The organism is Hamadaea tsunoensis DSM 44101 (genome assembly GCF_000428945.1).
GTDB classification, from domain to species: domain Bacteria; phylum Actinomycetota; class Actinomycetes; order Mycobacteriales; family Micromonosporaceae; genus Hamadaea; species Hamadaea tsunoensis.
Genome location: NZ_AUAX01000004.1, coordinates 219,710 through 246,666, shown reverse-complemented (window position 1 = coordinate 246,666; position 26,957 = coordinate 219,710). Strand labels below are relative to the sequence as shown.

At 72.6% G+C, this 26,957-nt stretch carries 26 protein-coding genes; 14 read left to right on the top strand and 12 right to left on the bottom strand.

Going from position 1 to position 26,957, the window contains the following annotated elements; all coding sequences use genetic code 11:
* Positions 1–19: 19 nt before the first annotated feature.
* The 3 genes from G401_RS0108620 to G401_RS0108610 all read right to left on the bottom strand — a co-directional run bounded on the left by G401_RS0108620 (position 20) and on the right by G401_RS0108610 (position 2,892).
* On the bottom strand, positions 20–1,078 hold the full coding sequence (locus G401_RS0108620) for a LacI family DNA-binding transcriptional regulator (RefSeq protein WP_027342177.1): 1,059 nt from the start codon (positions 1,076–1,078) through the stop codon (positions 20–22).
* 134 nt (positions 1,079–1,212) lie between these two features.
* A complete protein-coding gene (locus G401_RS0108615; protein WP_027342176.1) occupies positions 1,213–1,713 on the bottom strand; it encodes a hypothetical protein in 501 nt (166 codons plus the stop codon).
* Positions 1,714–1,764: 51 nt separating this feature from the next.
* Entirely contained in the window at positions 1,765–2,892 is a 1,128-nt protein-coding gene (locus tag G401_RS0108610) for a winged helix DNA-binding domain-containing protein (RefSeq protein ID WP_027342175.1), read from the bottom strand.
* 42 nt (positions 2,893–2,934) lie between these two features.
* Here G401_RS0108610 and G401_RS0108605 point away from each other — a divergent pair, with 42 nt between their 5' ends.
* Positions 2,935–3,417, top strand: a complete 483-nt coding sequence (locus G401_RS0108605) for a hypothetical protein (RefSeq protein ID WP_157545476.1) — start codon at positions 2,935–2,937, stop codon at positions 3,415–3,417.
* 3 nt (positions 3,418–3,420) lie between these two features.
* Here G401_RS0108605 and G401_RS0108600 read toward each other — a convergent pair whose 3' ends face one another.
* Positions 3,421–6,102, bottom strand: a complete 2,682-nt coding sequence (locus tag G401_RS0108600) for an FtsX-like permease family protein (RefSeq protein WP_027342173.1) — start codon at positions 6,100–6,102, stop codon at positions 3,421–3,423.
* The gene (locus tag G401_RS44390) at positions 6,099–6,863 is read right to left on the bottom strand and encodes an ABC transporter ATP-binding protein (RefSeq protein WP_051366378.1); all 765 of its coding nucleotides are present in this window, start codon (positions 6,861–6,863) and stop codon (positions 6,099–6,101) included. The genes G401_RS0108600 and G401_RS44390 overlap by 4 nt, the downstream gene beginning before the upstream one ends.
* Before the next feature lie 54 nt (positions 6,864–6,917).
* Between G401_RS44390 and G401_RS44385 the strand changes: the two genes are divergently transcribed.
* Positions 6,918–7,487 (top strand): PadR family transcriptional regulator, encoded by a 570-nt coding sequence (locus G401_RS44385; protein WP_051366377.1) that lies wholly within the window; start codon positions 6,918–6,920, stop codon positions 7,485–7,487.
* A gap of 88 nt (positions 7,488–7,575) precedes the next feature.
* Complete coding sequence (locus G401_RS0108585) at positions 7,576–8,964, top strand: DUF1254 domain-containing protein (protein WP_027342172.1); 1,389 nt, start codon at positions 7,576–7,578, stop codon at positions 8,962–8,964.
* Between the two features lie 196 nt (positions 8,965–9,160).
* Here the strand turns inward: G401_RS0108585 and G401_RS0108580 are convergent, their stop codons facing one another.
* The gene (locus tag G401_RS0108580; protein WP_245601661.1) at positions 9,161–9,583 is read right to left on the bottom strand and encodes a DnaJ family domain-containing protein; all 423 of its coding nucleotides are present in this window, start codon (positions 9,581–9,583) and stop codon (positions 9,161–9,163) included.
* 69 nt (positions 9,584–9,652) lie between these two features.
* Between G401_RS0108580 and G401_RS0108575 the strand changes: the two genes are divergently transcribed.
* Genes G401_RS0108575 through G401_RS0108560 form a run of 4 tightly spaced genes read left to right on the top strand, consistent with a single transcriptional unit; the run spans position 9,653 to position 12,059 of the window.
* On the top strand, positions 9,653–10,093 hold the full coding sequence (locus tag G401_RS0108575; RefSeq protein WP_027342170.1) for an NUDIX hydrolase: 441 nt from the start codon (positions 9,653–9,655) through the stop codon (positions 10,091–10,093).
* Positions 10,063–10,947, top strand: a complete 885-nt coding sequence (locus G401_RS0108570) for a phosphotransferase family protein (protein WP_245601660.1) — start codon at positions 10,063–10,065, stop codon at positions 10,945–10,947. The genes G401_RS0108575 and G401_RS0108570 overlap by 31 nt, the downstream gene beginning before the upstream one ends.
* Positions 10,944–11,663, top strand: coding sequence for a DUF2785 domain-containing protein (locus tag G401_RS0108565; RefSeq protein WP_051366376.1), 720 nt, complete (start codon positions 10,944–10,946; stop codon positions 11,661–11,663). Before G401_RS0108570 ends, G401_RS0108565 begins: the two co-directional genes overlap by 4 nt.
* Before the next feature lie 21 nt (positions 11,664–11,684).
* Positions 11,685–12,059, top strand: a complete 375-nt coding sequence (locus G401_RS0108560) for a thiol-disulfide oxidoreductase DCC family protein (RefSeq protein ID WP_027342167.1) — start codon at positions 11,685–11,687, stop codon at positions 12,057–12,059.
* A 149-nt stretch (positions 12,060–12,208) separates the two neighbouring features.
* Here G401_RS0108560 and G401_RS0108555 read toward each other — a convergent pair whose 3' ends face one another.
* Positions 12,209–12,991, bottom strand: coding sequence for an exodeoxyribonuclease III (locus G401_RS0108555; RefSeq protein WP_027342166.1), 783 nt, complete (start codon positions 12,989–12,991; stop codon positions 12,209–12,211).
* A gap of 65 nt (positions 12,992–13,056) precedes the next feature.
* Here G401_RS0108555 and G401_RS44380 point away from each other — a divergent pair, with 65 nt between their 5' ends.
* From G401_RS44380 to G401_RS0108535, 4 genes are all read left to right on the top strand, one after another.
* Entirely contained in the window at positions 13,057–14,553 is a 1,497-nt protein-coding gene (locus tag G401_RS44380; RefSeq protein ID WP_034591024.1) for an MFS transporter, read from the top strand.
* A 6-nt stretch (positions 14,554–14,559) separates the two neighbouring features.
* Complete coding sequence (locus G401_RS0108545; protein WP_027342165.1) at positions 14,560–15,360, top strand: alpha/beta fold hydrolase; 801 nt, start codon at positions 14,560–14,562, stop codon at positions 15,358–15,360.
* Positions 15,361–15,591: 231 nt separating this feature from the next.
* On the top strand, positions 15,592–16,245 hold the full coding sequence (locus G401_RS44375; RefSeq protein WP_051366375.1) for a DUF4142 domain-containing protein: 654 nt from the start codon (positions 15,592–15,594) through the stop codon (positions 16,243–16,245).
* A 32-nt stretch (positions 16,246–16,277) separates the two neighbouring features.
* Positions 16,278–16,844, top strand: coding sequence for a class F sortase (locus G401_RS0108535; RefSeq protein ID WP_027342164.1), 567 nt, complete (start codon positions 16,278–16,280; stop codon positions 16,842–16,844).
* On the opposite strand, the gene G401_RS0108530 is transcribed toward G401_RS0108535, so the two are convergent.
* Complete coding sequence (locus tag G401_RS0108530; protein ID WP_027342163.1) at positions 16,838–17,710, bottom strand: hypothetical protein; 873 nt, start codon at positions 17,708–17,710, stop codon at positions 16,838–16,840. The genes G401_RS0108535 and G401_RS0108530 overlap by 7 nt on opposite strands.
* A 91-nt stretch (positions 17,711–17,801) precedes the next feature.
* On the opposite strand from G401_RS0108530, the gene G401_RS0108525 reads away from it, so the two are divergent.
* Both G401_RS0108525 and G401_RS54555 read left to right on the top strand, forming a co-directional pair.
* Positions 17,802–18,842 (top strand): LLM class flavin-dependent oxidoreductase, encoded by a 1,041-nt coding sequence (locus G401_RS0108525; protein WP_027342162.1) that lies wholly within the window; start codon positions 17,802–17,804, stop codon positions 18,840–18,842.
* Between the two features lie 285 nt (positions 18,843–19,127).
* Positions 19,128–20,942, top strand: coding sequence for an FG-GAP-like repeat-containing protein (locus tag G401_RS54555; RefSeq protein ID WP_169734162.1), 1,815 nt, complete (start codon positions 19,128–19,130; stop codon positions 20,940–20,942).
* Between the two features lie 6 nt (positions 20,943–20,948).
* Here the strand turns inward: G401_RS54555 and G401_RS0108510 are convergent, their stop codons facing one another.
* Both G401_RS0108510 and G401_RS57575 read right to left on the bottom strand, forming a co-directional pair.
* Positions 20,949–21,341 carry a DUF1622 domain-containing protein gene (locus G401_RS0108510; protein ID WP_027342161.1) on the bottom strand — a complete coding sequence of 131 codons (393 nt, stop codon included), beginning with the start codon at positions 21,339–21,341 and terminating at the stop codon, positions 20,949–20,951.
* Between the two features lie 315 nt (positions 21,342–21,656).
* Positions 21,657–21,857, bottom strand: a complete 201-nt coding sequence (locus G401_RS57575) for a hypothetical protein (RefSeq protein ID WP_169734157.1) — start codon at positions 21,855–21,857, stop codon at positions 21,657–21,659.
* 16 nt (positions 21,858–21,873) lie between these two features.
* On the opposite strand from G401_RS57575, the gene G401_RS0108500 reads away from it, so the two are divergent.
* Positions 21,874–22,959: a hypothetical protein gene (locus tag G401_RS0108500; RefSeq protein WP_407636844.1), complete on the top strand. Its 1,086-nt coding sequence runs from the start codon at positions 21,874–21,876 to the stop codon at positions 22,957–22,959.
* Between the two features lie 831 nt (positions 22,960–23,790).
* On the opposite strand, the gene G401_RS0108495 is transcribed toward G401_RS0108500, so the two are convergent.
* Positions 23,791–25,119: an FAD-binding oxidoreductase gene (locus G401_RS0108495; protein WP_027342159.1), complete on the bottom strand. Its 1,329-nt coding sequence runs from the start codon at positions 25,117–25,119 to the stop codon at positions 23,791–23,793.
* On the bottom strand, positions 25,116–26,939 hold the full coding sequence (locus G401_RS0108490; protein WP_245601658.1) for an ABC transporter ATP-binding protein: 1,824 nt from the start codon (positions 26,937–26,939) through the stop codon (positions 25,116–25,118). The genes G401_RS0108495 and G401_RS0108490 overlap by 4 nt, the downstream gene beginning before the upstream one ends.
* Positions 26,940–26,957: the final 18 nt, after the last annotated feature.

Sequence of the window (26,957 nt, the reverse complement as noted above, 5' to 3'; positions counted from 1 at the left end):
TCCTCCGGTAGGTGGGATCTCAGTGCGGGGCCGGGCCGGTCGAGGCCCGGACCACGAGGCGGGTGGGCAGGACGACGCGGCCCTCGGCCGGATCGTCGGGCGGGTCGAGCAGCAGGCCGCCCGCGATGCGCCCCTTTTCCAGGGCGGGCTGGGAGATGGTGGTGAGCCGGGCCCCGGCGGCGTCGGCGATGTCGTCGAAGCCGACGACCGAGACGTCCCGGCCGGGTTGCAGGCCGCGTTCGGCGAGCGCGTCGAGGACGCCGAGGGCCAGCTGGTCGCTCACCGCCATGATGGCCGTCGCGCGGGGCGACCGGTCCAGCGCGTACGCGGCCGCTTCGGCTCCGGCGGCCCGGCTGTTCTGGGCGGCGTTGATCGTCAGCACGTCGGACCAGTCGATGCCGGCCTCGGTCAGCGCGTCGCGGTAGCCGGCGAACCGTTCCCGGGTGACGTAGTAGGGCAGCTCGGCGACCTCGCCGACCGCCACCGGCCGGGTCTCCCGTTCTGTAATGATCCAGTCGGCGATCAGCGCGACCTGGCGGTGGCCGAAGCCCGTGATGTGCCGTCCGGCGTTACGGGTCGCGGCCGCTTCGTCGATGCCGACGTACCGCGCGTCGGGATGGCCCTCGTCCCGGCGTTCGGCCACGACGATCGGCAGGTTGCGGGCGCGTACGGCGTCCCAGGAGGCGTGCCAGTCGGGCAGGCAGTAGATGCAGAAGCCGTCCACGACCGCGTTGTCGACCGCCGCCGACACCGAGTCGCCGTCCGACAGCGGCATGAGCAGCAGGCCGGTCTCGTGGCGCTCGGCCATCTCCGCGACGCCCCGCAGGAACTGCACGGCGTACGGGTCGGTGAAAGCGTACGAGAGGGTGGCGCTGAACAGGATCCCGATGGCGCCGACGCGGCCCTTGCGCAGTGACCGGGCGGCCGGATTGGGGCCGGCGTAGCCGAGGTCGCGCGCGGTGTCGAGGATGCGCTCGCGCAGCTCCGGGGAGAGCTGGTCCGGCTTCGAGTACGCGTTGGACACGGTGCTGCGGGAGACGCCGACGACGTCGGCCACGGTCTGCAGGGTGGGCCGCATGGTGGGCCTTTCCGGTTCTGTATCGATCCAGCTGCCTTCTAAATCGATACAGTAATGCCGGCCGCGACGGCGCGCAAGTGATTCCGGCGGCCGGGCGGTGCGATCGGCGCCACACCCGCCGGAGACCTCAGGCCCTACACCGCGCAGAAATCCACGACGGCCGTCAGCGCGAACGGCGACCGCCAGCTGCCCCAGTCCCGGGCGACCTCCACGCACTCCCCGATCGGTACGCCGGTCGGGGCCGCAAGCTGGATCGATCCCGTGAGCAGCACGACCGAGCCGCCGATCCCGGGGCGGCGCAGGTCGGCGACGATCGTGAGCGGTTCGTCGATGTCCGGCCTGCCCATCGCGACGACCTGGACGGTGACCGGGGAGATCGGCAGCCGGCCGGCGCTCTCCGCGCAGGCCCGCACGGGGTCGCCGGCCGGCCGGGCGAAGACCGTCCCGGCCGATTCACCGGAGCGGATCTCGATGCTGCCCGAGACCGGCAGGCAGGACGCGACCGACGGGCTGACGCCGATCGCCCGGACCGTCGCGTTGAACAGGTCCGGCGCCCGCTCGGGGAGGGGCACCGTACCGGCGGCGCCGGGCGCGAGCAGCCCGGCGGCGGCGAGAAGAACACCAAGGAAAGTCACGGAGTGTAGTCTCGCACGCGAATTCAGTCACTCACGGTAGCGACGCGCAGGTCAGGCGTGCGGTCCCACCGCGACGGGGCCGAGGGTCAGCGCCGGCACGCCTTCGAGGATCACGCCCAGCCGCTCGACCTCCCGATCCAGCGCCGCGCGGACGCGAGCGTCCGGGTCCGCGCCGAACTCGACGGTCACGGCGATCCGCCGGCCGCCGCGCTTCTGGTGCCAGACCCCGGCGACGACCCCGTCCACCAGCACCACGGGGAAGTTGCCCGCCTGCCCGTTCGCGAGCGCCCGCTGAGCCATCGCGCCCGGGAACACCCGCGTACGCGGCATCGCCCCGATCCCGTACGCGTCGAAGTACGGCAGCAGCCGCACCCCCGAGGGCGGCTCCGCCGCGAACGTGTCGTCGCCGGGCGCCACCCAGGCCGGGGCGCCCTCGAAGTCCACCTCGACGAGCGGCAGCCCGGCGAACAGCTCGGCGGACCAGGCCGGCGGCGCGCCGAGCCACTGGGCGAACGTCCGCGCGGTGCCCGGCCCGTAGCTCCACAGGTACCGGAAGACCAGGTCCCGCAACGCTTCCGGGCCGGGCAGCGGAGTGGTGTGCGGGTGGGCGTACGTGACCGCGCGGCCGCGGTTGGGGCCGAAACAGAGCACCCCGCGGCGGGCCGCGGTGCCGAGCGCCTGCCGCCAGCGGGGCCACATCGTCTGGAAGGCCGGCATGACGAGGTCGCCCGCCCACGGCCCGGCCGTCGCGACCACCTGCTCGTGCAGCTCGTCGAGGGTCAGGTCGTTCCCGTCGAGAGCGGCCCCGATGGCGGCCACCACGGCCTCGGTCTGCTCGGGCGTCAGGCGTACGCCGTCCGGCATCGGGCTCGTCGACGGCAGGGCCGACAGGGCACCCGTCCACAGGGGAAGGTCGGCGGCCGGGAGCAGATGGACGGTCCCCCGCGGCCCGTGCGTACGCACCACCGACCGCTCGTTCCACAGCGCATCCTGCACGCCGGTACGCGTACCGCCGACGACCCGCAGCGCCAGCGAGTGCTCGCCGGCCGACGGGATCTGGGCCTGGGCACCGCTGATGGCGTGCGCCGCGGCGGCCGGGGTGTCGCGCGGGGTGAAATGCCGTTCGACCCGCCGGGCCAGGGCCTGATCCCAGGAGACGGCCGGACGGGACACCTGCATGATCGCCAGGGTATCGGGCCGCCGGGCTCTATGCTGTCCGCCATGACCTCCCGGCCGTCCCAGACCCCGATCACCGGCCTGCGCATCGTCGGCGGCAACATCACCGGCGCGCTCGTGCTGTTCGGCGTCGTCGCGACCTTCACCGTGCCCGTGACCTGGCCGCACGACGTGCTGTTCGCGGTCACCACCGGCCTGTCCGTCCTGTCGGCCGTGGCAGCGCCGCTGGTGGGCCGGCTGCGGCCGCTGCCGCCCGGCACCTCCGGGCCGCAGGCGCGCAAGCAGGGGGTCGCCGCGTTCCAGCGCGCCTTCTTCCTCCAGTTCGCGATCATCGAGGCCCCGGCGCTGTTCGCCCTGGTCGTGTCGTTCATCGTGCAGACCGTGGTCCCGTACTACGTGTCGGCCGTCATCGCCGTGCTGCTGTGGCTGCTGATCGCGTACCCGACGGACAAGCGGGTGGCCCGGGCGGAGCGTCGGCTGGACTCGGCGGGCGGCACGAGCGACCTGGCCGCCGCCCTGTCGGCGTGACGGCTACTCCGCCGCGAGGAGGCCGGCGAGGGGCAACCGGTGCACCACCCGCGCGGGCAGCAGCACCGCCAGCGCCGCGAGCACGCACCCGATCGCCGCGGCCGCGCCCGCCGCACCCCAGGCGTACGCGCTGACGCCGCCGACGAACGCGCGGACCAGACCGAGGCCGAGTCCGGCGCCGAGCAGCGCGCCGAGAACCCCGATGAGCATCCCCTCGTACGCGATCAGGCGCGTCACGGCGGCCGCCGTCCAGCCGGTGGCCCGCAGCGTGGCCAGTTCGGCGGCGCGCTCGCGTACGTTGAGGTAGAGGACGTCGGCCAGCGCGAAGGCCGCCAGGACCAGGGTGGCCGCGACCGCGAGGGTGTCGACCGGGCGGACGGTGACCGAGACGGCGTCGCCGAGCAGCGTGCCGGTGACCTGCCCGTGGAAGACCCAGACGAGGGTGGCGACCGGGGTGAACGCCCCGACGCCGAAGGCGACCGCCGCGACGCCCAGGGCGGTACGCGCGGGCCGCCGCCGGGCGTTGCTCAGGGCCAGGCCGGCCACGGACCGGGCGCGGACGAGCCGGCGGCGGCGGACCCGGGCGACCCGCGGCGCGAGCGCGGCGGCCGGATGCGCCCGGGCGGCCTGGAGCGCGGGCTCGATCGCGGCGACCATCGCCAGCAGCAGCGCCACGGGCAGGGCGAGCAGCGCGTGCCGCCAGGAGACGGTGATCCCGGCGAGCCGGCCGAGCGGCCAGGTGAGCAGGGCCGCGCCGATCCCGCCGGCGAGCGCCACGACGGCGACCTCCCCGGCGATGAGGCCGGCGAGTCTTCGCCCGGGCCAGCCGAGGCACGCCAGCACGGCCAGCTCGCGGCGCCGGTCGCGGACGGCGGCGACGGCCGCGTTGCCGAGGAAGAGCACGCAGACCACGAGGATCAGGCCGAACAGCAGCGCGCTCTTGCGGTCGACGGCGGTGATGATCGCGACGGCCACGCCCTTCTTGGACCACAGCTCGGACAGGCGCAGCTCCGGCCGCCCGAACCGGCCCGCCGGGAGCACGACGGTCTGCGGCGCCAGCGAGGACCCGACGGTGATGTCGACGTCCAGCCCGGTACGCGTCGCGATCGTCTCCGCGATGCTCCGGATCCGTTCCCGGGTGGTCGGATCCAGAGTGTTGACATCGGACACGCGGACGCGGACGGCCGAGATCGCCGCGTCGGCCTTCGCCGGCCCGAGCAGGCTCGGCAGCGCCTGGAGGGGCATCAGCAGCAGCGGCGGCGCGACGAAGTAGCCCTGCGGATTGCTGGCTGGGCGCAGCGGCTGCCCGCCGAGCCGGTCCCGGGTGGCCTGGTCGGCGCCGGTCGCCTGGGCGGCCTGGTAGGTCTCCAGGGGCACGCGGGAGTTCGCGGAGAAACCCGAGATCTTCGCCGGGTCCAGGACGCCGACCCATTCGGCCGCCAGGATCGGGCCGTCCTTCTCCTGCGTACGCATGACGCGGAAGGGGGTGTCGGTGAGGAACGCGGGCGCGTCGGCCCCGGCGGTGTTGATGGTCGAGGCCCAGCCGGTCGAGTCCGGATGCTGGACCACCGCGCGCAGGGCGCCGTCCGGGTCCACGGTGTACTGCGGCAGGCCGCCCTGCATGAGGTTGTTGAGGAAGGCGATCCCGTGCGGCCGGGTCACGTCGAGGACGGGCTTGCTGGTCGGGAAGTCGGTCGTGCGGACGTGCAGGGCCTTGGCCGCGCTCAGGGTGTCGTGCAGCCGCAGCGGATCCGCCCCGGGTACGGCGGCCGCGGCGGATCCGGGCATCCGGGCGATGCCGACGCTCAGGCTCTCCTCGACGGCCGGCTGCTCGGCGTACAGGACGGGGATGCCGTGGTGCTCGCCGATCGTGTCGGTCGCGGTCAGGTAGCGGCCCTGGACGACCGCGTGGTCGAGGCCGACGAGCCGGGCCTCCTGCGCGGGGTCGACGGCGGCGGTGCCCATGACGCTCCACCACGGCAGCCCGATCACCAGCCGGGGCGCGGTCCGCTCGGCCAGGTCGGCGATGCCGAGCAGCGAACCGTCCAGGAAGGATCCGTTCGGCAGCAGCTGGTACGCCCGCAGCGCCGACCGGGCGACGCCCAGCCCGCACAACGGCCTGCGGCCGCCGTCCGGCAGCACCTCGGCGATCGAGTCCGGACCGCAGGTGCCGGCCGGCGACACCACGAGCGGATGCTTCGTCACGTAGACGTACTGCGGCTCGTCGGTCACGGCGGTGAGGTCGCGGTCGGCGTACCAGGTGGGGTCGAGGCGCAGCAGCTGGCGGTCGGCCGACCGGTCGACGAGGTCGGTCAGGTCCGGGGTGACGAACCGCAGGGTCGCGGTGTAGCCGAGGCTCGCGATCGGCGCGGCCACCTCCACCCCGGCGACCTGCTCGATCTCGTGCCACTGCGCGGTGGTGATCCCGCCGTAGATCCCGGACAGGTAGTTGGGCTGGACCAGGTCGCGCTCCGACTCGATCGCGGACCGGGCGCCCTTCGGCCGGACCAGGATGTCGTAGGCGCCCCGGAACTCGGCGTTGACCTCGCCCTTCACCTGCAGCTGGGCGGTCGCCACGCTGCCGGTCAGGACGGTGAACCCGGTGGTGGCGACGAGCACCCCGGCCAGCAGCGCCAGCGACCGGCCGGCCCGGTGGCGCAGGTGCGCGAGGATCAGCCGGATCACAGCCGCAGCCCCTCTACCCGGGCCAGCGTCTCTTCCTTGTCCGGCCCGCCGCGCAGGTCGGCGTCGTGCACCACGCGCCCGTCGCGCAGCCGGATCACCCGGTCGCAGGCGGCCGCGACGTGCTGCTCGTGGGTGGCGATCAGCACCGTCATCGCATGCTCGGCGCGCAGCCGGGCCAGCAGGTCGAGGATCTCACCGCCGGTCGCGGAGTCCAGGTTGCCGGTCGGCTCGTCGGCGAGCAGCAGCCGCGGCTGCCCGATCAGTGCCCGCGCGATCGCGACCCGCTGCTGCTGGCCGCCGGACAGCTGCGCGGGCAGCGCGTTCTCCCGCCCCGCGAGGCCGACCGCCGCGAGCAGTTCGCGGGCCCGCGCCGCGCGGTCGAACCCCGTGCGGTAGGCCAGCGCCGGGGCGATCACGTTGTCCAGCGCCGTCAGCGCCGGCAGCAGGTGATAGCGCTGGAAGACGAACCCCACACCCCGGCGGTACGCGGACAGCCGGCCCCGCCGCAGCCGCGTGATCTCGGTGCCGTCCACTGTGACCGTGCCCGCGTCCGGTGCCTCGATCGCGCCGATCAGGTGCAGCAGCGTGGACTTGCCCGAGCCGCTGGGCCCGGTGACGGCGGTCATGCCGCCGGCCTCGAACACCAGGCCGACGTCGTCGACCGCGACTATCTCCGCTCCGCCGCTGCGGAACCGCCGGGTCAGACCCTCGACCACGACTGCCGCACCGGCCCCGGCCGGATTCGCCCCCGCTGCTGTCATGGCGACGAGTGTGCCTCCTTACATTGTCACAATGCAAGAGCTATTCTGTCCTCCATGCCGATCCAGCACGCCGTGCTCGCCCTGCTGCGTACCGGACCCAGCCACGGTTACGAGCTGAAAGGCGCCTTCGAGGCGGCGATCGGGCCGCAGTGGGGCGCGCTCAACATCGGCCACCTGTACCAGGTGCTCGACCGGCTCAGCCGGGACGGGCTGGTCCAGTCCAGCCGGGTCGCCCAGGACGTCAAGCCGGACCGCGTCGTCTACGCGATGACTCCCGCCGGCGCGGCCGAGCTGACGGCCTGGATGTCCTCGCCGTCACCGCGTACGGCGGGCTTCCGGGACGACTTCTTCCTCAAGGTGATGGCGGCGGCCCGCAGCGGCGACCGGGAACTCGCCGGTTCCGTGGTGGACACGCAGCGCACGCACCTGCTGCAGGAATTGCGCAACCTGGAGCAGCTGCGCCGCGACCCCGACCGGGAGCCGATGGTCCGGCTGCTGCTCGCGGCGGCCGCCCGGCACGTCACGGCGGATCTGTCCTTCCTCGACGACGTCGAGACGGAACTGCCCGCCCTCGTCAGCGAGCAGGCCCGGCCCGCCGCCCGCGAAATCCGCCGCGCAGCCTGATCCCAACCGGATCTTGGCGGGGGTGGGGCAGGCACCTATCTTAGAGGTTCTGGCATTCGGTGTCGGTTTTGTCCCTACGATCGGGAGCATGGACACGCCGCTGCCCGGTCGCCTCGGGACGGTCACGATCGACCGCGACCTACCCCTCCGCCAGGATCTGCCGATCATCTTCGACGAGCTGGACTACCAGCTCGCGACGCAGGCGTACCTGTGGGCGCTGCCGATCGTCTCGTACGCGCAGTGGCGGGCCGTGCACCGCGACGTCTTCGGGGCCGGCAGCCTGGATCTGGTCCACTACGTCAGCTACCGCGACCGGCTGGGGATCATCACCGCCAACGCGACCACGCCGTACATCCTCACGTTCATCGACCTCGCCGAGACCGGGCCCGTCGTCATCGAACTGCCGGCCGGGCCGATCGCCGGCGGCGTCTCCGACTTCTGGCAGGTCGAGTTCGGCATGATGGGCGAGCTCGGGCCGGACCAGAGCCAGGGCGGCGCGTACCTGGTCCTGCCGCCGGGAGTGCCGTCGCCGGCCGTCGAGGGCGAGGCCTTCCACGAGCTCAAAGCCACCGGTACGCATGTCATGTTCGGCTTCCGCACCCTCGACGGCGATCCGGAGCGGGCCGCCGAGCTGGTCCACGGCGTACGCGTCTACCCGTACGGCGAGGCCGACACCGCCGTCACCCGCGTCGTGTCGCCCGCGGACCGGCCGTGGTCGGGCGACCAGCCGCGCGGACTCGCGTACTGGGAGCGTCTGCACGAGATCTACCAGAGCGAGATCGTCGACGAGCGCGACCGGTTCTACCTGGCGATGCTGCGCCAGCTCGGGATCGAGAAGGGCCGGCCGTTCGCGCCGGACCAGCGGCTGGCCCGCATCCTGACGGCGGGCGCGGCGGCCGGGGAGCTGATGGCGCAGGCCAACACCTTCGCCAAGCGGTTCCCGGGCGTACGCTACTGGCCCGACCGGCACTGGGACTTCACGATCGTCCTGGACAACTCGACGCAGCGGGCCGACGGCTACGACGAGCTCCTGGAGCGGGCGTCGTACTTCTACGAGGCCGTCAGCTTCTCGTCGGCCATGAAGAGCCAGACGCCCGGCAAGGGGCAGGCCTACCTGGCCACGTACGCGGACGTCGGCGGCGACTGGCTGGACGGCGGCGTGAACTACACGCTGCACATCCCGGCCGGGCCGCCGGCGCGGCTGTTCTGGTCGGTGACCGTCTACGACGTCGAGACCCGGTGCCTGATGGACACCGAATGGGAGCGCGGCGACCGGGGCTCCCGCGACGACCTGGTACGCGAGCCCGACGGTTCGGTCGTCGTCCACTTCGGCCCCCGGCCGCCGGCCGGCCGGGAGGCGAACTGGATCCCGACGCTGCCCGGGCGGCACTGGTTCGCGTACTTCCGGCTGTACGGGCCGGAGCAGGCGTACTTCGACCGGGACTGGCAGCTCGGCGACATCACGCCCGCGATCTAGGGCCTGTCTCCCGGATCTCGTGGTCCGGTGGCGAGTCTCGCCGGGGAGCGCTTGCGCGAGCCGCCAGGAGCGGTCAGCGGCGATTCGGCAAGCTTGATCTTCGTCGTCAGGCTGGTGGCCTGTCGGCGAAGACTCAAGCGCCGCCGATCGTCGTCTGAGGCCGCCAACGGGCCGCGAATGATCCGGGAGACAGGCCCTAGGCAGCCCGGCGGCGGCGCCACTCCGTCACGACGGCGTCGGCGTCGAGCAGCGCGATCGGCACCGGCGGCCCGTCGACCAGGCCCCGCCGCACCTGCCAGATGCGCTCGTTGAGCTCGGCGACGGCTTCGCGTACGCGGGCCTCGGTGGTGAACTTCGCCACGGTCTCGCCGACGCCCTCGGCCTCCTTGCGCACGAGCAGCGTCGCCGGGGCGATGTCGGTGAGGTTCTCGCGGCGGATCAGGTCCTTGAGCCACCAGTCCTCGTCGTAGGAGCGGCCGGAGTCCGGCAGCGGCTTGCCGAGGCCGGGCAGGTCGTCGAAGTCGCCCCGTTCCGTAGCCTCGCGGATCGCCCGGTCGATCGGGGACTCATGGGGCATCGGGTAGCCGTTCATGCCGTGCCACCGTTCATGCTGTGCCACCGTTCATGAGCCGATGGTACCGGCGGCCCTGAGCTTGCAATTTTGGAACAAATGTTCGACAATACTCCGATGCGCGAACCCGCCGTCCTCGCCGTGCACGCCATCCTGCGCCGTGGCCCCAGCGTGCTGCTCGGCCTGCGCCAGGGCACCGGCTGGGCGGACGGGCGCTGGCACCTGCCGTCCGGCCACGTCGAGCAGGAACCGGCACTGACGGCGCTCGTGCGCGAGTCCTGGGAGGAACTCGGCGTGATCGTCGATCCCGCGCACGCGCACCTCGTCCACGCCCTGCACTACTGGGGCAGGCCGAGCCGCCTCAACCTGTTCTTCGAGGTGACCGGCTGGGACGGCGACCCGGTCAACGCCGAGCCGCACAAGTGCGCCGACGTGCACTGGTTCGACCTGCAGAAGCTCCCCCGCAACATGGTCGGATACGCCGAACAGGCCCTGAGCTGCTATGAACGCGGCGTCCCGTATTCGGAGTGGGGCTTCGTGGCGGCCCGGGCCGCCTGATGCCCGGCCTCGCCGAGATCCGGCGGCTCGTCGGCGCGTACCTGCCGGGACGGGGGACGGGGTCGGTCGCCGAGATCGGGGCCGGCCTGGACAACGTCGCGTACGAAGTGGACGGGGAGCTCATCGTCCGGTTCGCGCGGACGCCGGATCCGGCCCGGACCGAGCGCGAGGCCCGGCTGCTGTCCGCCGTCGCCGCCCGCTCCCCCGTGCCCGTTCCCGCGCCGGTGTTCGTGGCGGCGGAACTGGGCTGCATCGCGTACCGCAAACTGCCCGGCACGCCGCTGATCGACCAGCCGCGCGGGGACGCCACCGCGGTCGCCGCCACCCTCGGGGAGCTGCTGACCGCGCTGCACACCGTCCCGATAGGACACTGGGCCGGCCTCGCGGACGCCGACGACCAGCCGATGACGGAGTGGCTGCGGGACGCCGCCGAGGAGTACGCCGCCGTCGCGGACCGCGTACCGGTGCACCGGGAGCGGATCGAGGCGTTCCTCGGCAGCCCGCCGCCGGACCGCGGGTCCGACCTCGTCTTCTCGCACAACGACCTCGGGATCGAGCACGTCCTGGTCACCGACGAGGCGACCGTCTCCGGCGTGATCGACTGGAGCGACGCCGCCCTCGTCGACCCCGCGTACGACTTCGGGTTGATCCTGCGCGACCTCGGCCCCGCCGCGCTCGACACCGCCCTCGGCGGCTATCCGGCGCACGGCAACCTCCGGGAGCGGGCACGCTTCTACGCGCGGTGCACCGTGCTGGAGGATCTGGCATACGGCCTCGAAACGGGCCTGGAGAGGTACCGCGCCAAGAGTATCGATGCTCTTGACTGGCTGTATCCGCTACGCTCTCATCCGTGACCGACGACACCGAGCTCGATGATCTCGTCCGCAAGCTGACCGACCCCGATCCCGCCGTACGCGACGGCTACGCGTACTCCCGGCTCTGGAAATTGATCACAGACGGGGAGCTGGACGGGCGGATCGAACCGCTCGGCGACGCGGCGGCCGCGCACTTCGATCACCCCGAGGTGCAGGCACGGACGTTCGCACCGCTGGTGGTGGCGCTGGCAGTGGAGCGCGGCCTGGCCGGCCCGGCGGCGACGCTGCGGTGGAAGGACGCGTTCCTCGCCTGGTGGCCCGCGGAGCAGGACATCCGCGGCTGGGACGAGCGGCTGGGCTGGCTGCACGCGATCGCGCACGGGGCCGATCTCGCGGGCACGCTGGGCGCGTCGCCCGACGTCGATCCGGTGGAGATCCTCACGGCCATCGGCGAGCGGGTCGTGGCCCCGACCACCTACCAGTACGCGCACCAGGAGGACGACCGCGTCGCGCAGGCGATCCGCACCTGCCTCGAACGGCCGGAACTGTCCGAAGCGGACGCCACGGCCTGGCTGGCGCCGGTCGACCGGCTGTTCGCGACAGGGAAACCCGGACCGGTGCCGACCCCGGTGGCCAACACCTTCGCGGTGCTGAAGGCGACCTACGTGATGGTCAACGGTCGTGACCTGGCCCTCGGCAAGAGCGTGACGGACGCCATCCGTGACCGGCTGCACACCGCCTATTCGGCGTACTGACGGCAGGCGCAGAATCAGGGCATGACGGGGATCTTCCTCTTCGACGGGGACTGTGGATTCTGCACCACCTGCGCCCGCTTCCTGCGCGAGCGGATCCGGCCCGAGGCCCGCGTACGCCCCTGGCAGGCGGCCGACCTGGCGGCTCTCGGGATCACCGCCGACGAATGCACGCGGGCCGTCCAGTGGATCGACGGCGAGACGCACCTCGCCGGGCCGGCCGCGATGGGGGCGGTCCTGCGTACCGGCCGGCCGGTGTGGCGGATCGCGGGCTGGATCCTGCAGCGGCGCTGGGTGGCCGCGGCGGCGTGGCCGGCGTACCGGCTGGTCGCCGCCAACCGGCACCGCCTACCAGGCGGCACCGAAGCCTGCGCCCTCCCCCACCCCCTCACCCCCTGACCCGCCCGCTCGCCCGCACCCCGCTCGCTCCTTGATCCGGTTTGGATCAGGGAAATCACCCGAATCTTGGGCCAAGATTACGTGGCGATCCCTGATCCAAACGGGATCTTGGGACCGGCCCACGGCGGCCCGCGGCCGGCAGTGAGGGTTTAGACGGACAGGTCGACCACGATCGGGGCGTGGTCGGAGGGCCCCTTTCCCTTACGCGCCTCCCGGTCGACGTACGCCCCGGACACCCCGTTCGCCACCGGCGCGGACGCGTACACGAGGTCGATGCGCATTCCCTTGTTCTGATGGAACATGCCGGCCCGGTAGTCCCAGTAGGTGAACGGGAACGGGCCTTTCATCGGCGTCGGCACCACGTCCGACAGGCCCAGCTCCCGCAGCCGCGCCAGCGCCTCCCGCTCGGGCGGCGTGACGTGGGTGGCCCCGACGAACTGCGCCGGGTCCCACACGTCCGCGTCGGTCGGCGCCACGTTGAAGTCCCCGCACACGGCCAGCCGCTCGAACGAGCCCAGTTCGCTGCCGAGCGCCTCGCGCAGGGCCGCCAGCCAGGCCAGCTTGTACTGGTAGTGCGGGTCTTCCGGCGTACGCCCGTTCGGCACGTAGACCGACCAGACGCGCAGGCCGCCGCACGTGGCTCCGACGGCGCGGGCCTCGCGGGGGCCGGCCGGGTCGGGAAAGCCGGGCTCGCCCGGGAAGCCTTCGGCGACGCCGTCGAGGCCGACCCGCGACAGCAGCGCGACCCCGTTCCAGCGGCCGTCGCCGAACGCGGCGATCTCGTAGCCGAGCCGCTCGGCGTCGGCGGCCGGGAACTCGGCGGTCTTCGTCTCCTGGAGGCACAGGATGTCCGGTTCGACCGCTTCGAGCCACTCCACCAGGCGCGGAAGGCGTGCGTTGACGGAGTTCACGTTCCAGGTCGCAAGACGCATGAAAGTCACCGTAACCTGCCGCAGGGAACATGTAGAGGAAACGTCGGCGGCTCCGACCACGTGGTGTGAACACGAACAAGAAGTGGGTGGGGCTGGCCGTCCTGGCCTTGCCGACGCTCCTCGTCTCGATCGACGTCTTCGTCATGCTGCTGGCCCTGCCGCACATCGGCGAGGCGCTCGACGCCTCCGCCAACCAGCAACTGTGGATCATGGACATCTACGGCTTCCTGCTGGCCGGCTTCCTCATCACCATGGGTACGCTCGGCGACCGCATCGGCCGACGGCGGCTGCTCCTGCTCGGCGCGGCCGGATTCGCCGCGGCGAGCGTGCTGGGCGCCTTCGCCCCGACCGCCGGTACGCTGATCGCCGCCCGCGCGCTGCTCGGCGTGGCCGGCGCGACCATCGCACCGAGCTCGCTGTCGCTGATCACCACGATGTTCACCGACGCGAAGCAGCGCGGGCTCGCGGTCGGAATCTGGTTCGCCTGCTTCCTCGGCGGCGCCGCGGCCGGCCCCGTCGTCGGCGGATTCCTGCTGGGCCGCTTCTGGTGGGGCTCGGTGTTCCTGCTCGGCGTACCGGTGATGCTGGTTCTGATGGTCCTGGGGCCGATCTTCCTGCCCGAGTACCGGGCCCCCGGCGCGCGACGGCTCGACCTGGTCAGCGTGGCCCTCTCGCTGGGCACGATCCTGCCGGTCATCTACGGGATCAAGGAGCTGGCCCGGGACCCGCGCCCGCTGCCGGCCCTGGCCCTGATCGCCGGGGCGGGCGTCGGCCTGCTGTTCGTCCGCCGGCAGCGCAGGCTCGACGATCCCCTGCTCGACCTGCGGCTGTTCGGCAACCGGTCGTTCAGCGTGGCGCTGGGCGGGATGTTCTTCGGCACCATGCTCATGGGCGCGCTGATGCTGTTCTACACCGAGTACCTGCAGCTCGTCGCCGGTCTGTCCGCTCTGGACGCCGGGTTCTGGATGCTGCCCATGACGGCCACCAACATCCTCAGCGTCCTCGGCGCGCCGCTGCTCGCCCGGCGGATTCCGGCCGCGTACCTGATCAGTGGCGGGCTGGCCGTGTCGGCCGTGGGGCTGCTGCTGGTCACGACCGTGGGCGTCCACTCCGGACCGGCGCCGCTCATCGTCGCCTGGGCGCTGACCAACCTCGGCGCGGGCCCGTTCATCACCCTCGGCACCTCCATGGTCATCAGCGCCGCACCGGCCGAGCGCGCCGGATCGGCCGCCGCGATCAACGAGACCGGCGGCGAGTTCGGCTTCGCGCTCGGCATCGCGCTGCTCGGCACGCTCGGCACGGCGATCTACCGCGCCCACCTGCCCGCGGACGCCCCCGCCCAGGTCCGCGACTCGCTGACCGGCGCCGCCCAGGTCGCCGGCCCCGAGCTGCTCGACACCGCACGCTCGGCGTTCGTCTCCGGCCTGCACGTCTGCGCCGGCCTCAGCGCGCTGGTCCTGGCCGTCGTCGCGGTCACCGTGCTCACCGTTCTTCGTCCTGTACGCGCGGCGGAGCAATCCGGCTCCGCCGACGGTTCCACTCCCGAACTCGTGAAAGGCTGAACCACCATGCACAAGGTCATCTCCGCCGACGGCACCACGATCGCGTACGACCGGTACGGAACGGGCGGCCCGGCGGTGATCTTCGTCGGCGGCGCGTTCCAGCACCGCGCCTTCGACCCGACCACGGCCGAGGCCGCCCGGCTGCTGTCCGAGGAAGGCTTCACCGTCTACCACTACGACCGCCGGGGCCGGGGCGACAGCACCGACACCCAGCCGTACGCGATCGAACGCGAGATCGAGGACATCGCCGCCCTGGCCGCGACCGCCCCGGACCCGCTGTACCTGTTCGGCCACTCGTCCGGCGCCATCCTCGCCCTCGACGCGGTGGTGGCCGGCGTACCCGCCGCGAAGATCGCCCTCTACGAACCGGCGACCCTCGTCGACGACACGCGTATGCCGTCCCCGGCAGGGCACCTCGACCGGGTCCGGGCACTGGCGACGCAGGACCGCACCGCGACCGTGGAGGCCTTCCTCACCGACGGCGTCGGCGTCCCGGCGGAGTTCGTCGCGCAGATGAAGCACGCGCCGGTGTGGCCCGGATTCGAGGCGGTCGCGCACACCCTGCCCTACGACACCGAGATCACCGACCCGTTCATCACCGGCAAGCCGCTGCCCCGCGACCGGTGGGCCACGGTGACGATCCCGGTCCTGGCCGGCCGCGGCAGCGCCAGCGAGCAATGGCTCCAGAACTCGGCGGCCGCCGCGGCGGAGCTGTTCGGCGCGCCGCTGGTGACGCTCGAAGGGCAGGACCACGGCCCGGCGTCCGACCTCCTCGCCGGCATGCTCCGGGACTTCTTCCGCGGTTGATCACGAGCGTCGCGTCCGGTCCGGTTCGACTACCCTGCGGCCATGGCGGATCACCTGATCGAACCGGACTGGACGGACCAAGGGGAGGTCTACCAGGCCAGTGCCTTCACAGGACTCATACTGGGGCGGGCGCCCGCTGCTTGACGGCTTCGCCGCCGCGGGTCGACGCTGGTTTATCCCGGCCGCGCTTCGGGTAGCCCCGTTCCGGTAGCCCGACCCTGAGGGGGCACCATGCGAACACTGTGGACGATCGCCGCCGTCGCGGCCGCCGTCCTGCTGACGGGCAGTCCGGCCGCCGCTCGGCTGCGGGTCGAGCCGTCCGCGCAGGACAGGCAGTATCTCGTCGCCGCGCATCAGTCCCATCTCGCCGAGATCGCCGCCGGCCGGCTGGGCGAGCAGCAGGGCACCTCCGCCGGCGTACGCGAGTTGGCGGCGACCTTCGTCCACGAGCATGCCGACCTGGATGTGCGGCTCAGCGGGGTCGCCCAGCAGCTCGGCGTACGCCTGCCGGCCGAACCGACCGAGGATCAGCAGCGCGTGTACGCGAGCCTGTCCGGCGCGTCCGGCACGGCGTTCGACCGGTTGTGGGTGTCGTCGCGTACGCAGGCGCACGTGCTGGCCATGAACGACGGGGAGACCGAGCTGGCCAACGGCTCCGAGCAGACCGTGAAGCAGCTCGCGGCCGATGCGGCGCCGACCCTGGCCGCGCACCATGACGCGCTCGGCAGGCTGGCCGCGCAGTGGAGTCCGCCCGCCCGGGTGGAGACGGGCAGCGGCGGGTTCGCCGATCCCCGGCCGGATCTGGTGCTGATGCTGGCGGCCGGGCTGGGCGTGTCGATCGTCCTGACAGGACTGTGGCTGCGCCGCCGCGAGCGCCGCGCATGAAGCCTCGCCCCGCCGGCCCGAGGATCGGCCGGATGCGTACGTCCACGCTGCTCATCGGGTCCGGGGTGTGGCTGGCGGTCGGTGCCCTGGTCGCCGCCTTGAGCAACACCCCGGTCGTCCGCCCGGCCGAGCCCGCCGCGGCTGCCGACGGCGGGCTGCCGAGCCTCGTGGTCCTCGCCGGCCGGCGGATCAGCGCGCCGGTCGATCCGGTCGGGACCGAACCCGGCGGTGCGCTCGCCCTCCCCGCCGACGTACGCCGGGTCGGCTGGTGGACGGGTGGCGCGCTGCCCTCCGACGTCCAGGGGACGGTCGTGCTCGCCGGGCACGTCGACGACAGCACCGGGCGCGGCGCGTTCTTCGCCCTCCGGGACGTGGCCGCCGGCGACCGCGTCGAGATCACGGCCGGCCGCACGACCGTCGCGTACGCGGTCACGGGCGTGGCCCGCTATCGCAAGCAGGCCCTTCCGGCGGACCTGTTCACGACGACGGGCCCGCCGCGGCTGGCGCTGATCACCTGTGGTGGCCCGTTCGACAGCTCGACCGGGCACTACCGCGACAACATCGTGGTCCTGGCGACACCGGCACCGACCGGTCAGTGAGCGACGCCGAGCAGGTCGAGCAGGTGGTCGCGGCTGGACGGGTCGAGGAAGGTGATGTCACCGCCGGTCGGCTGCACGGTCAGCCGGACGCAGCTCGACGTGGTGATCACGACCGTCGACAGCACCGGGCCGCCCGCGGTCGCCGAGAGTTCGGTGCTCACCGTGAGGCCGTGCGAGATCGGGCAGTTCATCCTGCCGTCGGGGACGGTCCGCAGATCGTTGACGAGGCGCACGAACTCGTCCAGCTTCGCGGGGTCGGTCACCGCCTGCCGGGTCTCGTGTCGCGAGATGTCCTCGGTGACCGTGACCGCCGCGTCGCGTACTCCTGAAGGGATCGTCGCCGAGGCGGGCTTGGCCGGACGGTAGACGACCAGAGCGTCCACCCGCAGGTAGGTCGTGTCGCCGCGGGTGGAGGTGCTGACCTCGAGCTGGCGCTCGGTCAGGATGTCGGTGGCCGGCCAGGCGAAGATCTGGCCGCTCGACGAACCGGCCGGACCGCTGCCGCTCTCGGTGCCGGCCGCGGTGCTGCCGGCGGGGACGGCGATCGCCGGCCGGCCGCCGGCGACCTTCCAGTAGCGGGTCTGCTGCCGCAGCTGCGTGACGGAAGGGATGCCTACGGACCACACTTCGGGCGCGATCTCGGCCGGCGCGCCGGGGAGGGCGACCGCCCCGGCGGGCGGCTGGAACGCGTCGAGCAGGCCGAGGGCGTCGGCGGAGGCGACCGTCCCGGGATCGATCGGCGCGGGGTGGCGCGGAGGGACGGTGATGGTGACCTGCGGCCCGGGCGCGGACGCGGGCGCGGTGCAGGCGGTGACCAGTGCGAAGGCGAGGGCGGCCAGGACGGCCGCACGGATCCGGTTCCCCATGCCGGAGCAGACGAAGTGACGCGCGCCACGGTTCCCCCTGACCCACCCCTGCATCGTTCGGAGCGCACCGCGAGCGGGATAGGGTGAACCGGTGAAGCTCTCCGTTTTGGATCTCATGACGGTACGCACCGGCCAGTCGACCGCCGACGCGCTCGCCGCCTCGCTGGCCCTGGCCGGGACGGCCGACCGGCTCGGCTACCACCGGTACTGGGTGGCGGAACACCACAACATGCCGTCCGTCGGCTCGACGAGCCCGCCCGTGCTGATCGCGTTGATCGCGGCGCACACGCAGCGGATCCGGATCGGCTCCGGCGGCGTGATGCTGCCCAACCACCAGCCGCTCATCGTCGCCGAGCAGTTCGCGCTGCTGGAGGCGTACGCGCCCGGTCGCATCGATCTCGGCCTGGGCCGGGCCCCCGGCAGCGATCCCGTCGTGTCGGCCGTGCTCGGCCGGGCACGGGACGCCGGCGTGGAGGACTTCCCGGGCAACGTCCAGGCGATCGCGGCCTTCCTCGCGGCCGAGGGCGCCAAGGTACGCCTGGCCGACGACTCGGCGTACGACCTGCGGGCGACTCCGGCGGCGGCTTCGGTGCCGGACATCTGGCTGCTCGGCTCGTCGGACTACTCGGCCCGGCTGGCGGCCAGCCTCGGCCTGCCCTACGTGTTCGCGTCGCACTTCTTCGGCGGGCAGGGCACCGAGCGGGCGCTGGACCTCTACCGCGACAATTTCCGGCCATCCGAGCTGCTGGCGGCCCCGCGCGTGTTCGTCACGGCCAACGCGGTCGTCGCCGACACCGACGAGGAAGCGCGGGCGCTCGCCCTGCCGCATCTGCAGCGGATCGCGTTCATGCGCTCCGGCCGGCCGATGGAGCCGATGGCCACCGTCGAGGAGGCGGCCGCGACCGCGCTGACCCCGCTGGAGCAGCAGCTCATCGCCGATCTCACGGCCGGACCCGCCTGGTTCATCGGCGAGCCGGGTCCGGTGGCACGGGGCCTGCGCGCGTACGCGGACGGGCTCGGGGCGGACGAGGTCATGATCTCCCCGACCGGTTCGGCGAGCGCGGACGAGGATCCGCGGCGCTATCCGGCCCGGGAACACACCCTCGAACTTCTCGCGACCGAGCTCTTCTGACCCCCGCGCGGGCGCCCGCCCTGATCCGGTTCGTGCGCCCGCCATGATCCCGTTTGGACGCATGCCATGATCCCGTTTGGATCAGGTTTTCGCACGTAATCTTGGGCCAAGATTCGGGTGATTTCCCTGATCCAAACGGGATCATGGGGCGGGCTTGGAGCCCGGGTGCCTGGGTGCCTGGGGCCCGGGGCCGGGGCACGAGTGGACGGGGCTCCGGGGGGACAACGCCGGTGTGCGATGGTGGCCACAATAGACAGTGGACGAGCGCAGGACGATCATCGGGGCATGCGTAATCGTTTCCGATGGGTCGCCGCGGTGGCCGGGATCGCCCTCGCTCTGCTGCCCGGCCCATCGCCCGTCCTCGCCCGACCCGCTGCCCTTCCGGCCACCCTGCGGGCCGCCCCGACGACCACCACGGCAGCCACCCTCAGTACCTCGGCGTCCTCGCCCGAGCTGCGGGTCATGACGTGGAACGTCTGCGGGGAGGCGGGCGGCGATCCGGGCATGGCCGGGTACTGCCCGCACCGCAACGAACCGGTGTACAAGGCTCAGCACATCGCCGACGCCGCCGCGGCGCACGACGCGAACGTCATCCTCTTGCAGGAGATCTGCGGCGGCGAGGACGGCAGCCAGCTCAGCCTGCTCGCCGCCGATCTCGGTCCGGGGTGGAGCGTCGTGCACGCGAAGGCGGCCCGCCCGGACGGCACCGGCAACTGCCGGGACAACAAAGACACCGTCGAGCTCAAAGGCGACCTCGGCGTGGCCGTCGCGGTGAAGGCCACGATCACCGAGACCACCCGGCAGGACACCGTCCCCGCCACCCCGGCCTACAGCGCGCAGCAGCTGCCGCTGCTGTGCGTACGCACCGCCGAGTGGACCACGCGGATCTGCACCACTCACATCCTTGCCGAGGTGAAGGACCCCCGACGGGGCGCGCAGATCGAGAACGTCCGCGCCGACGTCTGGGCGGACCGCTACGACCTCGTGCTCGGCGGCGACTTCAACATGTTTCCGGACACCACTCTTCTGCAACCGCTGGAGGACGCGTTCGACGAGTGCGACCGGCATTCCTACTCCAGCGGGGACGCGGTCAACGAGGTCACGCACTTCGCGTGGACAACCGGCGGCGGTGTCTGGACCAAGCGGGACCACATCTTCGCCTCGCTGCCCGGCGCCGGCTCGCTGTTCCACTACTGCGACGCCGATCTCTCCCGGGTGGACACGTCGCAGCTGGGGCTGCCCGCGTCGAACGGCGACTCCGATCACGCGCCGCTCATCGGCTACCTGCGTACGCGTACCCCCGCCGACCCGCCGGCGACGGCGGGCGACCTGACCGGGGACGGGCTGCCCGACCTGGCGGCCATCGACGGCGACGGCAAGCTGCGCCTGTACGCGGGCCGCGGCGACGGCTCGGTCGTGTGGCCGAACGGCGTCATCGGCACCGGCGGCTGGACGGGCGCGGCGATCAGCCACCGGGGCGACTTCACCGGCGACGGCACCGAGGACGTGCTCGCCCGCGTCGGCGACGGCCTCTGGATCTACCCGAACCTCGGCTACGGCCGGCTCGGCAGCCGCGTCGCGGTGGGCGCCACCGGCTGGTCGGCCGTGTCGCAGGTGCTCAGCGTCGGCGACCTGACCGGCGACGGCTACCCGGACGTCGTGGCGATCCGCGGCGACCAGCTGTACCTGTACCCGGGCGATCCGGCCCACCGGCCCGCGCTGCTCGCCGGCCGCCTGATCGGCACCGGCGGCTGGGGTGTGATGACCTTGAGCGCTCCCGGCGACGCCGACCACGACGGCCGGCCCGACCTGCTGGCCCGCGACACCGCGAGCGGCGTGCTCTACCTCTACCGGGGCCAGGCGGGCGCAACGTTCGGCGCCCGGACGGTCTACGGCACCCGGGGCTGGACGCTCGCCAACCGCCCGCTGATCGCCGCCGGGGACGCCGACGGCAACGGCACGGCCGACCTCTGGGCCACCGCCGGCGACGGCACGCTGCAGTTCTATGCGGGCGGAACCGGTGCCGCCGGCGACCCGGCCGACGGCCCGCGTACGCAGGTCGGCGACAGCGGCTGGAACGCCATCACCCGGATCAGCTGAGCGTCCCTAAGCGGATCTGTCCTTGCGGACGGCGGCGGCGATCGTGGACGCCCCGCTGGTGACGGCCGCCCGCCACGGTGGGCGGCCGTCGATCTCCAGTTGGAGGGAGAAGCTGAGGAAGGTCCGGATGAGCACGATCAGCCCGAGAACGAGGACGTTCTCCAACGTCGGGGCGACCGCGACGGTCCGGATGAGGTCGGCGGCCACGAGGATCTCCAGCCCCAGCAGCAGCACACCGCCGAACGTCTCCCGCAGCGCCTGGTACGCCCGCCGGCCGCCCGCACGCGACCACAGCCGCAGGGCGAAGGCGATCGACCAGACGAGCCCGAGGACGAGCACCAGTACGCCCACCGCCTCGAAGAGCTGGGCGACGTGATCCATCAGGCTCGTGAAGGTCATCGCTCTTCGACGGTACCAAGCGGAGGACTCACCTTCCCTTGGATCCCGCAGGTGGCGTCGTCACCTGCCGGCGCCGGCCACCATCTGGGCGTCACCGGCCACCACGTACATCGACCGCGCCTGACGGCCCCGCACCGTCCCGGACATGTCCCACCGGTAGAGTCCGCGCCGGGCCGCACGCCGGCATCGCTTGTCGCGGAGGGTGAACAGCATGGAGTCCGGAACCGGGAGGCACCGGCCGCGACCGCGGCGCGGGCTGCTGTTCGCGATCCTGGCGGGCGCGGTCGCAGTGACGGCCGCGGCGGGGATCACCACCTACGCCGCACTGTCCCCCTCGCGCACGACGGCCGCCGAGCCGGGCACCGTCGCGAGTGGACCCGCCTCGGCGGCTCCCGGCGGATCCGGGTCGGCTTCCGTGTCGGCCACGGCTTCCGCTTCCGTGTCGCCGAGCGCCACACCGTCCGCGTCCGGCCCCTGCGGACGCGTGGCGAGCACCTCGCCCAAGGTCACGGTCACGAATGTTAACGTGAACATGAAGGTGGCCGGGTACGGCTCCGAGGCCGACACCGATCCGCTCCCGATGGCGATCGCGGCCACCCCGTCCGGTGGATCATGGCTGGCCTGGCTCGGCCCGAACGACAAGGTGTACCTGGGCAGGCTCGACTGCGCCGACCACCTCGTCGGTACGCCGACCAGCTTCACCGGCATCGACCTGCAGGACGTGCAGGCGGACGCGACGGGCGGCGTACTGCTGCTGACGCGGCGGGGCACCTGCCACACGGGTCCGCTGTGCGGCGGGACGGCGAGCCCCTGCAACACGATGCACATGGTCCGCTTCGACAACTCCGGCAAACAGGTCTGGGAGCGCCAGGTCACCAACCTCACCGGTACGCGGGGCGGCTTCGACGCCGGCGCCCGCTTCGTGTGGTGGTACCAGCATCACGGCCGGCTCGCCTCGGACGGCAAGAACTACGCCGCGTACTTCGGGGTGGCCATCACCGTCCAGAACGGATCCTGTGTGGACATCCACGAGGGCGACCGGATGCAGGTCGTCTCCCCGTCCGGCGCGCTGCTGTCGGGCCACGACAGCTTCGAGGTCGGGTGCAGCCACAGCTGGACGACGCGGATCGCGTGGGATGCGCGTACCGGGCACTTCGCGATGGTCTGCGCGACCGACAACGACTGCCGCATCGCCCGGCCGGACCCGTACCGCACGGTCGCGAGCGGGACCTGCGACGGCACGCTGTTCGGCGGTGACCTCGTGCTGGCGAAGACCAAGGGCTACTGGACGGCGTGGAGCCAGGGCGGCCAGGTACGCCTCGAACATTTCACGACCGCCGCCACGGACACCACGATCCGGACGGGCGCGTCGTCGAGCCATCCGCACCTGGTGACCTACGGCGGCCGGATGCTGCTCGCCTGGGCCTCGGGATCGGGGCTGGCCGCGCAGGTCTACGACTCGGCGACCGGCAAGACGGTCGGCGCGAAGTTCACCATCGGCGTACGCGACCACGACTACCTGGCGTTCAAGGCGTACGCGGACGGCAGCGTGGCCTATCCGGCGGTGGGATCGCCCAGCACGTCGATCCGCATCGCCCGGGTGCTCCCGATGAGCTGAACACCAAAATCAAGATCTTTTAGTTCCGCCTGGCCCGGGTTCGTCGATCTCACTTCCGCTCCTCACGCGGGAGACCGTTCCGGCCCCGCCAAACCCGGGCGGGACCTCCACTGCCACCTGAGTGGGGCGAGCATCGTCCGCCGTCGCCCGGTCACCGTTTCACCCGAACCCCCGACCGGCCTTTGTCGCGACTGTCCGACTTGTGCACCCAGCGGGCAGCCGATGAGATGATCGTTTACGGTTGAGGTGCGAAAAGAGCCACCCGATGCATGATCGTTTACGGTCCTGGAGCGCATTGACCGGCTTCCGCTACACCAGACGCGTAAACGATCATGCAGAACGGGCCGGATTGACACCTCAGCCGTAAATGATCAAGAAAACGGGACCCGGTGTCCGTACCGCGGAAGATCGTTCCCGCATCCCGGGCCACAGCGGATGGCTGGCCGGCTTGGACATGATCCACAGCGGCTGAGATGTAAAAACGCGCCCTTCGCCCAAGATCCACAGCGGTGGAAATGCAGAAAACCGGCCGTAGCGACATCTCCGCCGCAATGGATCGAGGGAATACCTCCGAAACTACATCCCAGCCGCGAACGATCACCGACGAGCCGACCACCCAACGGTCATGTCGGACAGTCGCGACAAAGTCCGGGTGGGGGTTGGGGCGAAACCGTGACCGAAGCGCGGTGGATGATGCGTCGCCCCACTCACCTGGCAGTGGAGTCCCCGGAGCGCAGCGATAGGGGCGGAACGGTCTCCCGCGGGAGGAGCGGAAGTGAGATCGACGAACCCGGGACAAAATCCTTAAAGGGATCTTGAACTTCCCCCCATTCAGCGGCCGAACAACCCGTCGGGGTCGTGCCGCCGGACGATCGTCGCGAGGCGCGCGGCCGACGACCCGTAGAACTCCGGCGACAGCGACGGTCCGGCGTAACCCTGGTACGAGCGGCCGGTCGCATAGGGCGAGACCGCCTCGGCACAGCGGCGGACCCAGTCCGAAGCCGCCGAGCGCCGGGCCGCGGCGGCCGACGCGCCGAGGACCGCCCGGACCGCCACCAGGAACAGGTCGTCGCGGTGCACGAACGCACTGTCCGATGCGGACACGGCACCGTAGGCGCCGCCCCAGGGCGTGAACTCGACGTCCCGCTGCTCCCCCGGCACCTGCTCCAGCGCGGCCACCAGCGCCGCCAGCCCGGTCGCCGGGATCGGGCGGGCGACGAACGCCGACGCGGACCGCTGGAACCCCGGAGCCGGCGGAACGGTCGAGGAAACGGGAAAGACCTCACCCCGCCGCCACATTCCACCGGATACATAGGACGCCGCGGCCGGACCGGAGAGGTCGCGGACGAACAGGTCCGAGCAGCCGGAGAGCAGGAAGGACGGGACGGGCGAGCCGAGCGTGCAGCCGAACAGCTCGACGAACGGCTCCTCGTCGGGAAAGTCCGGCAGGGTCAGCGACACGTGGGCGGCCACGTCGCCGGGCAGCCTCGGCAGGGCGTGCTGCCAGCGGTACAGCACCGGCGCCGCGGCGGCGAGCGGCCACCGGCCGGCGAAGATCGTCACGTCGGGCAGCGGGAACGTGCGCAGCGTGTAGGAGGTCGCGATCCCGACCGCTCCGCCGCCCCGCACGGCCCAGTCCACGTCGCCGTCGGACGCCCATTCGCCCGACGGCAGCAGGATGCGAGCGGACACGAGCGCGTCGCAGGTCAGGCCGAACGTCCGGCCGAGGAAGCCGAAGCCGCCGGCGAGCACGCTGCCGCCGAGGGCCACCGACGCGCAGGAACCCGTGGGCAGGCACCGTCCGTGGGCGGCGAGCGTCGCGGCCACGTCGCCGAGGCGGGCGCCCGGGCCGACCGTCACGAGGTCGCCGTCGAGGCGTACGGCGTCGAGGTCGGCGAGCAGGATGAGCAGGCCCGGGGTGCTGGACGCGTCCGTGTAGCTGTGGCCGCCGCTGCGTACCGCGAAGGGGACGGACCGGGTCCGCGCGAACTCCAGCGCCGCGGCCACGTCGCCCTCGTCCGCGCACACCGCGACGGCCTCGGGCAGCACGTCGCGCTCCCCGCCCACCCAGCTCCGTCTCACCCGGGAGTACGCGGAATGGTGCGGACGGAGCAGTCCGCGCGACAGCTTCCCGGCGAGGTCGTCCCAGTCCCCGGTCATACCGGCTCCGCCGGGGCGTACATCCGCGACTGCAGGGCGTACAGCTCGGCGTAGCGGCCGTCGGCGGCCATGAGCTCGGCGTGGGTGCCCTGCTCGACGAGTTCGCCCTGGTGCAGCAGGAAGATCCGGTCGGCGTACCGGACGCTCGCCAGCCGGTGCGTGATCAGCAGGACGGTACGCCCTTCGGCCAGCTGCCGCAGCGATTCGTAGACGGCGGCCTCGGCCCGGGCGTCGAGGGGTGCCGTCGGCTCGTCCCAGAGCAGCAGGGGCGCGTCGCGGTAGAGGCCGCGGGCGATCGCCATCCGCTGCCACTGGCCGCCCGACAGCTCCTGCCCGCCCCGGAAGTACCGCGACAGCAGGGTCTCCCACCGCTGCGGCAGCCGGTCGACGACCTCGTCCGCCCGAGCCTGCCGCGCGACCCGGAGCAGCATCTCGTCATCGTCGTCCGTCCGCGTCGACCGGCCGACGCGTACGTTGGCGCGGGCGGTGGCGGGCCAGCGGACGGGTTCCTGCTGGACCATGACGATCTGGGCGGCGAGCCCGTCGGCGTCGAGCGTACGCAGATCGTCGCCGTCCCAGCGGACGGCGCCCTCGGTCGGCCGGTAGAGGCCGGCGAGCAGTTTCGCGAGGGTCGTCTTGCCGGAGCCGTTCTCGCCGACCAGGGCGATCGTCTGTCCCGCGTGGATGGTCAGGTCGACCTGGCTCAGGGCGGGGCGGGCCGAACCCGGATAGCGGAAGGTGACGTCCTCGACCCGGATCACGCGCGGTCCCCCGGTCACCGGGCGGCCCGGTGTGGAGCCGCGCCGGGCGTGGGCGTCGGTGAGGAACGAGCGGTAGTCGGCCACGTACAGGGCCTGTTCGACGATCCGGTTGCCGGAGACGACGAGCCGGGTCAGCGCGCCGACGGAGGCCCGGATGGCGATGACGGCGGTGCCGGCGACCGGCAGCGCGACCCATCCGACGTCGAGCAGGACGGCGAGCGCGACGTAGGTCAGCGCGATCCCCGCCCCGGCGAATATCCGGCCGGCCGCCCGCGTCCGCGCGAGCATCGTGCCGACGACGGTCTCCTGACGCCGCAACGCTTCCGCCGCGCGGGCATAGTCGTCCAGCACGTACGCCTCGGCCTGGCAGGCGCGGATCTCGGCGGCCGCCTCGCGCTTGGTGGCCAGGTCGGCGATCATCCACACGCGACGGGCGAGGGTGGCCGTGACCGTCATCGTGGCGAACTCGACCCGGGCCGCCCGCAGCACCGCCCAGGCTTCCGGGGCGACCCCGAGCACCAGCACCGGCAGCAGCACCGGGTGCAGTACGCCGACCGTCGTCGCCGCGGCCGCCAGCGCGAACAGGGCGCCGAGCAGCTCGACGAGGTTCTCGGCGGCCCGCTCGATGTGCGGGACGGCCCGGTCCCGGGCCCGGTGCAGCCGGTCGTAGAAGGTCGCGTCGTCGAACGCGCTCAACTCGACCGCCACGGCGGCGGCGTAGAGCCGCTGCTCGGCCGCGCGCCGGACGGCCGGGACGAGCCGGGCGGCCGCGAACGCCGTGACGAGATCCAGGGCACCCCGCGTCGCGTACCCGAAGATGACGAGCAGGAGGCCGGGCAGGGCCGCGGCGATGCGCTCGGGGGTGGGCCCGGCGGCGAGGAGGTTCTCCAGGACGCCGGTGGTCGCGAGCAGGCCGGTGGCGCCCGCGAGGCCGGCGGCGACCTGGGCGGCGAGGATGAGGGCGGCGGGACGCGGGGCCGCGGACCGGATGATGCCGGCGATGGGCCGCGCGGCCTCGCCGAGCCGGCGCAGCAGCCCCCACGGTCCGAGCGTGCGCACGGACGCGTCCTCGAGCCG